Origin of the sequence: Streptomyces sp. NBC_00878 (assembly GCF_026341515.1) — a bacterium.
Lineage (GTDB): Bacteria > Actinomycetota > Actinomycetes > Streptomycetales > Streptomycetaceae > Streptomyces.
Map to the genome: position 1 here is coordinate 9,376,095 of NZ_JAPEOK010000001.1, position 12,939 is coordinate 9,389,033.

Sequence of the window (12,939 nt, forward strand, 5' to 3'; positions counted from 1 at the left end):
CGGTCTGCCGGGGTCTGGTTGTGCGGTGACCATCTGGTTGTCCCCTGTGGGTCTTCCGCCAGGACGCCGTCACGTCTGTCGGGCCCTTGCCGGAGCGGTTATCGGTGTTTTGTGGGGCCGGCAGCGCCGACTCTGAGCGAAACGGTCTGACAGGATCGTCGGAACGTGTGTTCCGATCGTCGGGCCTGCCGCCGGGCCACCGCTTGGTGGAACTCTGAGGCTTCTCTGAGGAGGGGTTGAGGGCGGCCGCAGCCAACAGGTCGTGGTCGGCGAAGAACGTCAGCGGCTCCTGTCGGCGAGGGTGGTCCGGTCGCTCGTGCAGGGCGACTTGCCTGTGCGGGCACACCGACGCGGTCACATCGTCATCACCGGCTTGATGGCGGCAGGGATGGGGTGCTGGGGGAGGGCGTTGTAGTGTCTACGGCGTCAAATGGCGGGCGCCGAACCACTGGAGGCAACACCTCGTGCTCATTGCTCAGCGTCCGTCCCTGACCGAAGAGGTCGTCGACGAGTTCCGCTCCCGGTTCGTGATCGAGCCGCTGGAGCCGGGCTTCGGCTACACCCTCGGCAACTCCCTGCGTCGTACGCTCCTTTCCTCGATCCCGGGCGCCGCGGTCACGTCCATCCGTATTGACGGTGTCCTGCACGAGTTCACCACCGTGCCGGGCGTCAGGGAGGACGTCACCGACCTGATCCTCAACATCAAGCAGCTGGTCGTGAGTAGTGAGCAGGACGAGCCGGTCGTGATGTACCTGCGCAAGCGGGGTCCAGGTCGGGTCACCGCTGCCGATATCGACCTGCGGGCCGGTGTCGAGGCGCACAACCCCGACCTGGTCCTCGCCACGCTCAATGGCAAGGGCAAGCTGGAGATGGAGCTGACCGTCGAGCGCGGTCGCGGCTACGTCTCCGCCGTCCAGAACAAGCAGGTCGGTCAGGAGATCGGGCGCATCCCGGTCGACTCGATCTACTCGCCCGTTCTGAAGGTCACGTACAAGGTCGAGGCGACGCGTGTCGAGCAGCGCACCGACTTCGACAAGCTGATCGTCGACGTCGAGACCAAGCAGGCCATGCTTCCGCGTGACGCCATGGCGTCGGCCGGCAAGACCCTGGTGGAGCTGTTCGGTCTGGCCCGCGAGCTCAACGTCGAGGCGGAGGGCATCGACATGGGTCCGTCCCCGACGGACGCCGCTCACACTGCCGACTTGGCTCTGCCGATCGAGGAGCTCGACCTCACCGTCCGCTCCTACAACTGCCTCAAGCGCGAAGGCATCCACTCCGTGGGTGAACTCGTCGACCGCTCCGAGGCCGACATGCTCGACATCCGCAACTTCGGTGCGAAGTCCATCGACGAGGTCAAGGCGAAGCTCGCCGGCATGGGCCTGGCTCTCAAGGACAGCCCGCCCGGATTCGCCCCGACCGCCGCCTACAGCGCGGACGACGATGCGGACGCGGGCCTCGTCGAGACCGAGCAGTACTAGAAGCTGGAAAGCCGTCAACGAGGGGCAGAAGTCCTGAGGCGGTGGAGAAAGACGTCGTGCACCTCGGTGTTGTACTGCCCCGACATTCGCAAGGCGCGGAGAACGTCGTCAGTCCTGGTGTGAGGTTTCGCAGGCCCGGGCCGCCTCGACAACGGTGGTGTACAGAAAAGTCGGTCGGCCGAGGTCCGCGGTCTCGAAGGCGCTTCGCGCATCCGACCCCGCGACCAGGGCCAGCGTGCCGCCCTCGGCTCGGATCTTTTGGCGTGTCGCGGCCAGCAGTTGGATACCGACGGTGTTGAAGTGTGTCACCCGTTCGGCATCGACCACGAAGCGGCGGTGTCCCACGCGCAGGAGCCTGACAAGCGGCCCGCACAACAAGGGCGCCGTAGTCGCATTGAAGACTCCTTCCGCTTCGACGACCAGCAGGCCGACATCGGCCCAGCGAGGGGTGAGCCGTAGCGGCTGTACCTCCATGTCCGCCCTCCGCCTGCCGGGTGGTAGGTGTGCGAAGCCCGGGTCGTCCCACAGAACAGAGAGCCTCGCTGCTTCGCCTGCCCCGTCTCCGTCGCGTCATGCGGGTCTGATGTGGTCGAAGCCATGGCGAGTGCCCGGCATGGTGGGATCGGCAGATGAGAATCGCGGCACGGTCTGGACCTTCCCCGCAGCGTGACTGCGCGGAGTCCCGACACCGCTACGTTGTCGGGGTCGCAGAGGACACGTCGGTGTGCCGGAGGAGATCCCTCGATCTCGCCCTGCCGACCACCCACACCAACATCCCGCTCGCGAAACGCCGTACGACCTGCCGCACTCGGCCCGGTCCACCTGCCTGTGTGCGGGCGCGGACCAGGCCGAAGCCGCCCAGCGGTCCGGCAACAGCGTCGAGGCTTTCCTGCCCCAGTACGCGAAATGCCAGTATGACCGGCAACCCATCAACTACCAGCGCATCGAAGGGCCGTTGAGCGCTACGACCGATGGCCCTAGACGGACCACTGACGGCCCGGACTGAAAGGGTCGACCCCATCGATGAGGAGCTCGCCCAAACCTAGATCACGGTGGCCCGTCCGCCACCCAGCATGGTCATGGCCTCCGGACCTGAAGTGATGACCGCGATCCGTCCGGGAGCGGCGAGAGCGGTGACGCCGAGCGTGGCGTCGACGGCGTGCTTGTGGCCGTGCCGGCCGGCTTCGGCGAGGACCGCTGCGGCGTGGCGCGCGATCGGCGGGGCGGGGAGTGGGCCACGCGCGTTCGCCCCGCCCAGTGCCTGCTTCCGCCGACCCCGCTGGAGCCGGTCCCGCAGCGCCCGTGTTTCCCGTCCGTGACGGGACCGCGCTCAGCCGATCCTTGAGCCACTGCGCGGGCAGGTGAACGCAGCCGGTGACGTTTCCGTATCTCCTTGAGCGGCGCAGACGCGTGACAGGCTGCCGACGGTGGTCTGCCGCTGCGGAAAGAGGGGCGAACATTCAGAGCCAGCCCGCGACAATCCTCGACGGCCACCCCGGTCGGCCGGAGGCGAGTCGTGCCCTGGCCTGTGTCAGGGCTGGGGCGTTCGCCCTGGCCGGCAGTGTCCTTGCAGCCCTGGGGCATGTCGCTGTCGCCGGCGGGGCGGTGCCGTGGCGGTTCGTGTTGCTCTTGGCGGGGGCGCAGTTCATCGCGGTCTGGCCTGTTGCCCGTCGGCGCTTCTCGTTCCCCGCAGCTCTGGGATGCGCTCTTGCCGTGCAAGGCGTGCTGCATCTGGTGTTGACGATCATGGGCGAGCGGGATCCCGAGAGGAACTTCCGGGTCGGCCACGCCGCTCACGGCATGCCCGGTCATGCGGCCATGGCGGACGGTCCTGCCTGGCAGCACGCTTGTACGACCCTGACCGCCGTCCACGTGCTGGCCGCACCGGCGGTGGCCTGGCTGCTGCACAGTGCCGACGCCGCTGTGGCAGCCGCCATGGCCATCACGCGTGCCGTGCGCGGCATCGCGGCCACCGTCGCCGCCTGGGTCCGCTCGCTACGGACGGGCGTTCAGGTCCGCTCCTTGCCCGCCGTACCTCTCACCGAATACGCCGCGCCTCACGCGCGGGCATGGACACATTCCCTGGAGCACGCGCTGGTGCGCAGGGGACCACCGGGACACGCCCACGTCCCGAGTCGTCCCTCACCCGGGCGGCCCCCACGGGCCGCCCGGCTGTCCCGCAAGGAGCATCTCTGTGTCCGTGCACCACGCTGCCCGCGCGGCGGGCCGTGTCGCCGCGGCCGGCGCCGCCGCGCTGACGGCCGCCCTGGCCCTGGCCGATCCCGCCTCCGCTCACGCGGAGGTCGAAGCCGACGCCCCGCGGGCCCTGGCCGAGAACGTCACACTCACTTTCGTCTCCGAGGCGGAGTCGGACACCGCCGGTTTCACCGAACTGCGCGTCGTCCTGCCCGACGGCATCGCACCGGGTGACGTCACGCTCGCCGATGCACCCAAGGGGTGGAAGCTGAAGCCTGGCGACGACGGTTACGCCGTCGCAGGCCCTGCCCTCAGAACCGGAGTCGACGCCGAATACAAGGTCAGGGTCCGGCAGTTGCCGGACGCCGGGCAGCTCGTGTTCAAGACCCTCGAGACCTACGGCGACGGCGAGACCGCCCGCTGGATCGAGCTGCCGGGCGGCGGCGTGGAGCCCGAGCAGCCTGCTCCCGTGTTGAAGCTGCGGGCTGCGGCATCAGGCACGGCCTCTTCCGACCCGAGTCCGTCCGCCAGCGGCCCGTCCGCCAGCGGCCCGTCCGCCGAAGCGACGGACGCCCGGCTTGCCGGGAAGACAGCGACTGCTCAGGAATCCGGGTCGTCCGCCGGCCTGATAGTCGGCTCCGCGATCGCCGTGCTGCTCGTGCTGGGCGGCGGCGCGTGGTGGCTGGGCAGGCGCCGAGTCTCCTCGGGAGCATCCGATGTCCCCGCAGCCGACCCGGAGTCCTGACGTGGAACGACGACACGTGAACGAGAGCGGTCACATCGGCAGGGCGTTGCTGGTGGTGGTCGCCGTACTCGCGGGTGTCCTGCTCGGCGGCGCGGCACCGGCTTCGGCGCACGCGGTGCTGACCGGCAGCGACCCGCGCGAGAGCAGCGTGCTCAAGACGGCGCCGAAGCAGGTCACGGCCACATTCAATGAGTCCGTCAGCCTCGCCGAGGACTCCCTGCGTGTACTCGACCCCGACGGCCGTCCGGTGACCGCGGGCGACCCCGCGCATGCGGACGGCAAGAGGGACACCGCCCGCGTGGCGTTGACCGGCGGTTTGAAGGAGGGCACGTACACCGTCTCCTGGCGGGTGCTGTCGGCGGACAGTCACGCCGTCTCCGGTGCCTTCGTCTTCTCCGTCGGCGCGCCCTCGCAGACCCGTGCCGAGGCCGCCGCCGAGTCTGCCGTGGACTCCGTGGTCGACGTGCTCTACGGCATCGGCCGCTACGTCGCCTATGCCGGCCTGGCCCTGTTGATCGGCCTGGCGGTGTTCGTCCTGGTCTGCTGGCCCGAGGCCACCTCGCTACGGGGAGTGCGCAGGCTGTTCCTGGCCGGGTGGTGGGCGCTGGCGCTGTCGACGGTCACGCTGCTGCTGGCACGCGGACCGTACGCGAGCGGGGATGGGCCGGCCGGGGTGTTCGACCCGCGGCTGCTGCGGAGCACGGCGGAGAGTCGGCCGGGCGTCGCGCTGCTGGTCCGCCTGGCCCTGCTCCTGCTGATCGCTCTGCTCCTGAGGAGGCGTGACCGGTCCGAGTGGCAGGCCGACCGGCGTAGGGCTGCGGGGGGCTGTGCTCTCGCCTTTGGCCTGGCCGGGACCTGGGCGGTGGCCGAGCACGCCTCCACCGGCATTCAGGTACCGGCGGCGATGGTCTCGTCCGTACTGCACCTGCTGGCCATGGCGGTGTGGCTCGGTGGTCTGACGGCGCTGCTGGTGGCTCTGGTGCGGGCCCCGGCCGACAACCCGCTCCCGCCCGCCGCCGTGGCACGCTTCTCCCGGCTCGCCCTCGTCTCCGTAGCAGTGCTGGCGGCCACCGGTGTGTACCAGTCCTGGCGCGGGCTCGGCTCCTGGGAGGCGTTCACCACCCCGTACGGCAGGACGCTCGCCCTGAAGGTCGGGGCCGTGACGCTGATGCTGGCGGCTGCGTCGTACTCCCGGAACTGGACCGAGCGGCTGCTGCACGTGCCCCGGGAGGAACCGGTGCTGGTCACGGTGGGCGGCGACGAAAGTCCTCCGCCCGACCGGACGGATGAAACCGGTACGGCCGGGCCTGGCTCTCAGGAGCAGCGGCGCGGCCTGCGCAGGTCCGTATTGGCCGAGGTGGTGATCGGTGTCGTGGTGCTCGCGGTGACGACTGTACTGACGGGGAGTCAGCCAGGCCGGGCCGACGCCGAGACCGTGGCGGCTTCCCGGGTGCCCGGGCGGCCCGATGTGAACCTGACGATGGTGCCGTTCGACACGGGCGCCTCGGGCCGCACAGGGAGCGGCAGGGTGCAGATCACCCTGCAGCCGGGCCGGGTCGGCCGGAACGTGGTGGAAGCCACCGCCTACGGCGCTGACGGAAGCCTCATCGCCATCCCCGAACTGCGCCTGACCCTCACCCACTCCGAGCAGGGAGTCGGACCGCTCGATGCCGGACTCGCCGACCAGAGCGGCTACTGGGGCAGCGACAACCTCAGCCTCCCGATCGCTGGGACGTGGATGATGCGGGCGACCGTCCGCGTCTCCGATATCGACCAGGTCACCGTGGAGGAGACCGTGAACATCATCCCCTGAGGTCTTGGGCCGGGGCCGGCATCCCGGGGGAGGTCGCCCGCCGGTCCGCACGTGTATGAACGCTTTCGCGCAGCCATCCGTAAGCAACAACAAGCCTGCCAGCCCTGAGGAGTTGTCCCATGCCCCGAATGCACCGCCGTGCCGGCGGAGCGGAGCGGGTGTGCCGTACGTCGGGCATCCCCCAGGGGGCCGCCGATGCTCTGCGTCTGGTGCGGGCCGCGGTGTTCGCGGCCCTATGCGTTGTGATGACGGCGCTGGGCCATACGCTGATGACCAACGATGTCCTGCCCTGGTGGGCGGTTGGTGTCGCGTTCGCCGGAACGGCCTCGGGCGCGTGGTGGCTGACCGGCCGGGAACGTCGTGCCGCGACGATCATCGGGGCCACGGTCGTCGCACAGGGACTGTTGCATCTGCTGTTCAGCCTCGCCCACCAGCTGATCCGACCACCGACCGCCGCGGGCATCCCGACGACGGAGCGCCTCTCGGGCACGCAGGGGATGGCGTTCTCCCACTCCGGCATGGGCATGCACCACTCCGGTATGCATTCCCGGGCGATGCAAGTGCCCTCCGACGCGCCGCTCCTGTCCGCCGTCACGCACGAGGTCTCGGCCGGGATGCTCCTGGCGCACCTGCTCGCCGCCGTCGCGTGCGGTGTGTGGCTCTGGCGGGGCGAGGCGGCGGTGCATCGGATCGGCCGGGCCCTGGCAGCCGCCCTGTTCGCGCCGTTTCGCAGGGTCTGCCGCGTGCTCTTCCGTACGGCCGACCGGCGCGAGGTCCCGACGTGCCGAGCAGCCGACGGCGCCACGGAGGACTCGCGGTCGACTCCCTCCTCCCTGAGGCACTCTGTCGTTCGCAGAGGGCCACCGACGGGCCGCTCATCAGCACATCGCCCGTCTCCCGACCCTCTGCTCGCCGTACGGATCTGACAACGGCCCGACTATCGAGCGGCCGAGGCCGGGGGACAGGCGGATGGCCGGCGTGCCCGTAAGCACGTCGGCATGTTCTCTTCGGCCCGGGCTGTGTCCGCTGCGCCACCGGCCCCGACATGCGGTTGCCTACCAGGCGCTGCGGTGTCGCGGCGGGCCAGCCTGCTTCATCGATCGGGAGTTCCATGTCCCAGCACCACCGCACATCCAAGTGCTCACACCTGCGTGACACCGCGCCATCGGAGCGACCGGTGACGTCCGGACGGGACGGGGCCGCGGGAACGCGACGCCCGCGCACCCGTCTCGTCGCCTGCTGCGCCGGTTTCACGGCCGCGGTCCTGCTGCTGTCCGGCTGCGGCGGTGATTCCTCCGACGGCGCGTCCGCGAACGAGACGGCCGCCGACTCCTCCCCTCCCTCGGCCGGCATGGACGACATGCAGGGGATGGCGATGGGAGACCCGTCAGCCACCCCCGCCGACAAGATCCCCGACGCCGAGGTCGAGAAGGGCTCCTTCGAGCTGCTGGACACCCGCCCGCCCGGCATGGACGACGTCAAGGGCACGGCCTGGCTGGCCCAGGGCCCGAAGGGCACCACGGTGACGGTGTCCCTGACCGGCCTGAAGCCGGGCGACAAGTACATGTCGCACCTGCACGCCCAGCCATGCTCCACCAAGGGCGGTGGGGAGCACTTCCAGTTCGAGAAGGGCGGAGCGACCACACCGCCGAACGAAGTCCACCTGATGTTCACCGCCGACAAGTCCGGCATGGGCATGACCACAGTGAACAACGACCGCAAGACCGGCGAGGACGCGGTCGCCCTCGTCGTCCACCCTGCCGCTGCCATGGACAACCGGATAGCATGCGCGGACTTCGACTTCTGAGGGCGCCGACCGCCCTGCTGGGGTTCCTGTGTGCGCTGCTGTTCCTCGGCGGCACACCCGCGTACGCCCACACCGCGCTGAAGGACGCGACACCGGGACCCGGCGCCAAGGTCGCCCCCGGTATCGATGTCGTCGCGCTGACCTTCGGCCGACTGAAGTCCGGCACCACACCGAAGATCAGCCTGACCGGCCCCGACGGCAACACCGTGCCCGTCGGGGAGCCCGTCGTCGCCGACGACTCCGTTGTCTGCGCCGCCGTCACCCCGCTGCGCGCGGGCATCAACACCCTCTCCTACACCGTCATCTCCGCCGACGGGGACACCCAGAGCAGCGCCTTCCAGTTCGAGGTCGCCGACGGTACCGAGAACGCTGCCACCCCGTCCGCCTGCCGAGGACGGAGCCTGCCGGCTCCGAGCTCCGGCGCCGAGAACGGCACGATCCTGGGACTCGGCCGCACCACGGCGCCGGTCGTCTTCTCAGTGGTCGGCGTCGTACTAGCGGGCGGCGGTGTCCTTGCTGCGCGCACGATGCGTAGGGCGAGGCTGACGGGGAGAAGGGGGACCGCCGCATGACGCACGTGTGACCTGGGCGCACCCTGCCTCGGTAGCGTTCACCGATCACGTCCTAGTAGGGCTTGGTCAGGTCGGTTGTTGTGGTGCGTGTCCTGCGGGCCCGGTGTGGCGTTGAGAGTGTGTGACTCCGGACGAGATTGCTGTGGTGCGTGGTGAGTTGGAGACGTTCGCGGCGGAGGTGTTCGAGCCGTTCGCGCGCAAGGATCAGCGCCGGTGGGGGCAGGTTTATGTGCGGGGGCTGCTGACCGACGGGCAGCGTAAGTCGGTCGAGCCGATGGCCGCCCGGCTCGGGGAGGACGGCAATCGTCAGGCACTGGCCAACTTCATCACCACCAGCCCCTGGGACCCGGCGCACATCCGGGCCCAGCTCGCCTGGCGGATGGAGGAGACGATCGGGCCCAAGGCCCTCATCTTCGACGACACCGGGTTCCTCAAGGACGGGATGGCCTCGGCATGCGTGTCGCGGCAGTACACCGGCACCGCGGGCAAGGTCACCAACTGCCAGGTCGGCGTCTCACTCCACCTCGCGTCCGACCACGCCTCGGCGGCGGTCAACTGGCGGCTGTTCCTGCCCCGGACATGGGATCCCGCCTCACCGGAGGCCGATGCGGACAAGGTCGCCCGCCGCACCGCCTGCGGCATCCCGGACGATGTCGGGCATGTGGAGAAGTGGCAGCTGGCCCTGGACATGCTCGACGAGACCCGCTCGTGGGGGATCGAGGTGCCGCTGGCCGTCGCGGACGCCGGATACGGCGACGCTGCCGCGTTCCGGCACGGACTGCAGGCCCGCGGCCTGAACTACGTGGTGGGGATCTCCACCACACTGTCGGCCCAGCCCGCCGACGCGGTGCCGGTGGCCGGGCCGTACTGCGGGACGGGACGCCCGCCGCTGGCCAAGTATCCCGACAAGCCGCGGTCGGTGAAGGAGCTGGTCATCGCGGCGGGCCGGAAGGCTGCCCGGCCGGTGCAGTGGCGAGAGGGCTCCCGGCCCGGCACCGGCCGCTTTGGCCGTAAGCGGATGTACTCCCGCTTCGTGGCCTTGCGCATCCGGCCTGCCGGACGCGAGGTCCGCCAGGCCACCGACGGCCCGGAACTGCCCGTGTGCTGGCTGCTGGCCGAATGGCCCGCCGGTGAGAACGAGCCGGTGCAGTTCTGGCTGTCCGACCTGCCCTCCGGCATGCCTCTGACCACGCTGGTCCGCCTCGCCAAACTCCGCTGGCGCATCGAGCACGACTACCGGGAGATGAAGCAGGCCCTGGGACTTGCCCACTTCGAGGGCCGGACCTGGGGCGGCTGGCACCACCACGTCACCCTCGTCTCCGTCGCGCACGCCTTCTGCACCCTGCAACGACTGGCCCGGGCCCCAAAAGACCCAGCACCGGCCTGAGCCTCTACCAAGTCGTCCGCGAGCTACAGACACTCCTCGCCCTCTGGACCGGTGCCTGCCCCACCTGCCACCGCAACATGCCCACACCGATACGAATCTGACCAAGCCCTACTAGGGGCAGTCTCCAGGTCCGCTATGACGCCGTCGGCCTGCAAGACCATCACCGGTCTTGGAGGCCGACGTCACGCAGGGCCAGAGTCGACCAGCGCTGCTCAGACTGCGGCGACCACCGGTGGGGCGCTCGGAGTCCTGCAGCCAGGCGATCAGGGAGGTGCGGGCGCGTGACTCGCGAACGCACGGTCCCCACTGGGCAGTTGCTGACCTGCGTCGCTTCCGCGTAGGGCAGCCCCAGTAACTGGGAGGGCGAACGTCTCACGGTTCCCGTCGGGCGGTTCCCGTCGGGCCGGTGGGCCAGCAGCTCGACGAGCGCAATGCTGTCGTCGAAGCTGGGCTAGTCGTGTGGCCGGGCCCGCTCGGCGGCAGTCTGTCAGCCGTCGGTGTCCGAGCGGCGTAGCTCGTGGCGGCGGTCCGGAGGTGGTCGACCACCGTGCGCCGGGCGACGCGCAGCTGCCAGGTGCGGACCACGGAGGGACCTCCGAAGCGGTGCAGGCTGTCCAGGGCCCGCATGAAGGCGTCCTGGCTCAAGTCGTCGGCAGACTCGGGATCGGCACCCGAGGCTTGTCACGAACCGGCGGACGTCTCGGTGCAGCGCCCGCACGAGGTTCTCGACGCCTTCATTGCCACAGCCCTGGAACGTCCAGGCTGACGACTTTGCCATGCAAGTGCGGGCCCAGTTCAGCACCTCTACACGATCTTCTCCGAACGGGTAAAGTGACTGTAAAGGCTGTAGGGGTCCATTTGATCTGCTCGGCTCCTCTTACATGTTGGTTCGTCCGGCAGAGTTTCCTTTCACAGGGGTATCGCGGCTGTCCTGTATCGGGGTCCAATGATGAGAATCAGGCCCTTCGCGCTCGCACCGGTCAGACGAGGCACGCAATGGATCCATGGCTGATCTGGTTGATCATCGCAGCTGTGTTGGCTGTGGCGGAGATCGTCACCCTCACTGCTGCGCTCGGAATGCTGAGTGCGGCCGCGTTGGTCACGGCGGGGTCCGCTGCGGTCGGGCTGCCGGTGCCCTTCCAGTTCTTGGTGTTCGCTGTCGTCGCTACGGTCACCGTGGTGTTCGTGCGTCCCGTTGCGCTGCGCCATGTCCTCGGGCCCCAAGTGGAGCGGTTCGGCATAGACGCACTGGTCGGCAGGGCTGCCTATGTCGTGTCGGAGGTGACGGGCCGGGACGGAAGGGTCCGTATCGACGGCGAGGAATGGACGGCCCGCGCCTATGACGAGACGCTGGTGATTCCTGCTGGAAGCACCGTCGACGTCATGGAGATCAGCGGCGCCACCGCGATCGTCTACCCCCGGGACTGAAACCATGGAAACCTCGGCGTTCCTCATTGCCGGCCTGATCGTCGCGCTTATCGCGGTTTTCACCGTGGTGCGGGCGGTACGTATCGTGCCGCAAGCACGCGCTCGCAATGTCGAGCGACTCGGCCGCTACCAGCGGACCCTGAATCCCGGCCTCAACCTCGTGATCCCATACATCGACCGCGTTCACCCGGTGATCGACCTGCGGGAACAGGTTGTCTCCTTCAAACCGCAGCCGGTCATCACCGAGGACAATCTCGTCGTCGAGATCGACACCGTCCTGTACTTCCAGGTCACCGACCCACGAGCGGCTTTCTACGAGATCGCGAATTTCCTTCAGGCGGTCGAACAGCTCACCGTCACCACGCTGCGCAACGTCGTAGGATCCATGGACCTTGAAGTGACCCTCACCTCACGGGACACCATCAACAGCCAGCTGCGTGGCGTGCTGGACGAGGCCACCGGCAAATGGGGGCTGAGGGTCAACCGGGTGGAGATCAAGGCCATCGACCCTCCGCAGTCCATCAAGGACGCGATGCAGAAACAGATGCGGGCCGAGAGGGACAAGCGGGCCGCGATTCTCGGGGCCGAGGGGCAGCGCCAGTCGCAGATCCTCACGGCCGAAGGCGACAAACAGGCCGCTGTCCTGCGCGCGGAAGGCAACCGGACCGCTGCCATCCTCCAGGCCGAAGGCCAGTCCCGGGCCATCGACGAGGTGTTCCAGGCCGTCCATCGCAACGACCCGGACCCCAAGCTGCTCGCCTACCAGTACCTCCAGACGCTGCCCCAACTCGCGCAAGGCCCGGGCAACAACTTCTGGGTGATCCCCAGCGAGATCACCTCCGCACTCCAGGACGTGTCCCGCGCCTTCACCGAGGTGCTGCCCCAGTCGCCCGCCACCCGCGACAAACCCTCGGACGACATGGCTGCTCAGGCCGCCAACGACAAGGCTCAGGCCGAGGAAGCCGCTGCCGCGGCCCTCGCCGACGCAGCCAAGGCCGAGGGCGTCATCCCTGATTCCCTCCCGTCACACCCACCTCGCTGACGGCGGGCAGGGGTCTCTGCCAACGCGACTCGCGGACCGGGAGCCTCCGAGCGGATGATCATCTGGCAATTGCCTTCGGGGTGCCTGCTGCTCCGGTTGAAGGAGCTCGTGAAGGCGCAACCCTGCGGGGCGCCGTCAGGTCAGCCGGTCTTCCGCCCCCACCGGGTGTCGATCCGTTCCCACTCGACGTTCCATTGCTCCGTCCGTCACCGGTCCAGGTATAGGCGCGCCATCCAGACGGTGCTCAGCACGGCCTCGCCTGCGCCGGTCGCGGCCAGCACGCCTCCCAGAGACGCGTGGATGCGCACCTTCCCGCCCGTCAGAACCTCGGCTGTGAGTCCGCCACGCTTGTCCATCCACACCGTGACCCGGCTGTCGGCCGGGGTCTTGGGCGGCACCCTGGCCTCGTCGGTGCGTGCCGAACCGTCCGGCACGGTCCGGCGAACAGTGGCCCACAGCCGATGGTCCGTA

The 12,939-nt window shown here is 69.2% G+C and carries 12 protein-coding genes and 1 pseudogene; 9 read left to right on the top strand and 4 right to left on the bottom strand.

The features are described from left to right. Positions 1–464 precede the first annotated feature (464 nt). Complete coding sequence (locus OHA11_RS40715) at positions 465–1,478, top strand: DNA-directed RNA polymerase subunit alpha (RefSeq protein ID WP_266505274.1); 1,014 nt, start codon at positions 465–467, stop codon at positions 1,476–1,478. Between the two features lie 108 nt (positions 1,479–1,586). On the opposite strand, the gene OHA11_RS40720 is transcribed toward OHA11_RS40715, so the two are convergent. Next, positions 1,587–1,952 (bottom strand): STAS domain-containing protein, encoded by a 366-nt coding sequence (locus OHA11_RS40720; protein WP_266505277.1) that lies wholly within the window; start codon positions 1,950–1,952, stop codon positions 1,587–1,589. A gap of 568 nt (positions 1,953–2,520) precedes the next feature. Beyond that, a pseudogene (locus tag OHA11_RS40725) lies at positions 2,521–2,697 on the bottom strand (DNA-binding protein); the annotation flags it as partial. Between the two features lie 975 nt (positions 2,698–3,672). On the opposite strand from OHA11_RS40725, the gene OHA11_RS40730 reads away from it, so the two are divergent. From OHA11_RS40730 to OHA11_RS40755, 6 genes are all read left to right on the top strand, one after another. Next, entirely contained in the window at positions 3,673–4,419 is a 747-nt protein-coding gene (locus OHA11_RS40730; protein ID WP_266505280.1) for a DUF1775 domain-containing protein, read from the top strand. Position 4,420: 1 nt separating this feature from the next. Continuing rightward, entirely contained in the window at positions 4,421–6,232 is a 1,812-nt protein-coding gene (locus OHA11_RS40735; RefSeq protein ID WP_266505282.1) for a copper resistance CopC/CopD family protein, read from the top strand. A gap of 119 nt (positions 6,233–6,351) precedes the next feature. After that, positions 6,352–7,158 carry a hypothetical protein gene (locus tag OHA11_RS40740; protein WP_266505285.1) on the top strand — a complete coding sequence of 269 codons (807 nt, stop codon included), beginning with the start codon at positions 6,352–6,354 and terminating at the stop codon, positions 7,156–7,158. Between the two features lie 251 nt (positions 7,159–7,409). After that, the gene (locus OHA11_RS40745) at positions 7,410–8,039 is read left to right on the top strand and encodes a superoxide dismutase family protein (RefSeq protein WP_266505288.1); all 630 of its coding nucleotides are present in this window, start codon (positions 7,410–7,412) and stop codon (positions 8,037–8,039) included. Next, positions 8,018–8,611 (top strand): copper resistance CopC family protein, encoded by a 594-nt coding sequence (locus OHA11_RS40750; RefSeq protein ID WP_266505290.1) that lies wholly within the window; start codon positions 8,018–8,020, stop codon positions 8,609–8,611. The genes OHA11_RS40745 and OHA11_RS40750 overlap by 22 nt, the downstream gene beginning before the upstream one ends. A 121-nt stretch (positions 8,612–8,732) precedes the next feature. After that, a complete protein-coding gene (locus OHA11_RS40755) occupies positions 8,733–9,998 on the top strand; it encodes an IS701 family transposase (protein ID WP_266493618.1) in 1,266 nt (421 codons plus the stop codon). A 372-nt stretch (positions 9,999–10,370) separates the two neighbouring features. On the opposite strand, the gene OHA11_RS40760 is transcribed toward OHA11_RS40755, so the two are convergent. Continuing rightward, complete coding sequence (locus tag OHA11_RS40760) at positions 10,371–10,625, bottom strand: hypothetical protein (protein WP_266507793.1); 255 nt, start codon at positions 10,623–10,625, stop codon at positions 10,371–10,373. Positions 10,626–10,994: 369 nt separating this feature from the next. Between OHA11_RS40760 and OHA11_RS40765 the strand changes: the two genes are divergently transcribed. Together OHA11_RS40765 and OHA11_RS40770 are read left to right on the top strand one after the other, a co-directional pair. Beyond that, a complete protein-coding gene (locus OHA11_RS40765) occupies positions 10,995–11,426 on the top strand; it encodes an NfeD family protein (RefSeq protein ID WP_266505292.1) in 432 nt (143 codons plus the stop codon). 4 nt (positions 11,427–11,430) lie between these two features. Beyond that, complete coding sequence (locus OHA11_RS40770) at positions 11,431–12,468, top strand: SPFH domain-containing protein (protein ID WP_266505295.1); 1,038 nt, start codon at positions 11,431–11,433, stop codon at positions 12,466–12,468. Positions 12,469–12,674: 206 nt separating this feature from the next. Here OHA11_RS40770 and OHA11_RS40775 read toward each other — a convergent pair whose 3' ends face one another. Next, positions 12,675–12,902, bottom strand: a complete 228-nt coding sequence (locus tag OHA11_RS40775) for a hypothetical protein (RefSeq protein WP_266505298.1) — start codon at positions 12,900–12,902, stop codon at positions 12,675–12,677. Positions 12,903–12,939: the final 37 nt, after the last annotated feature.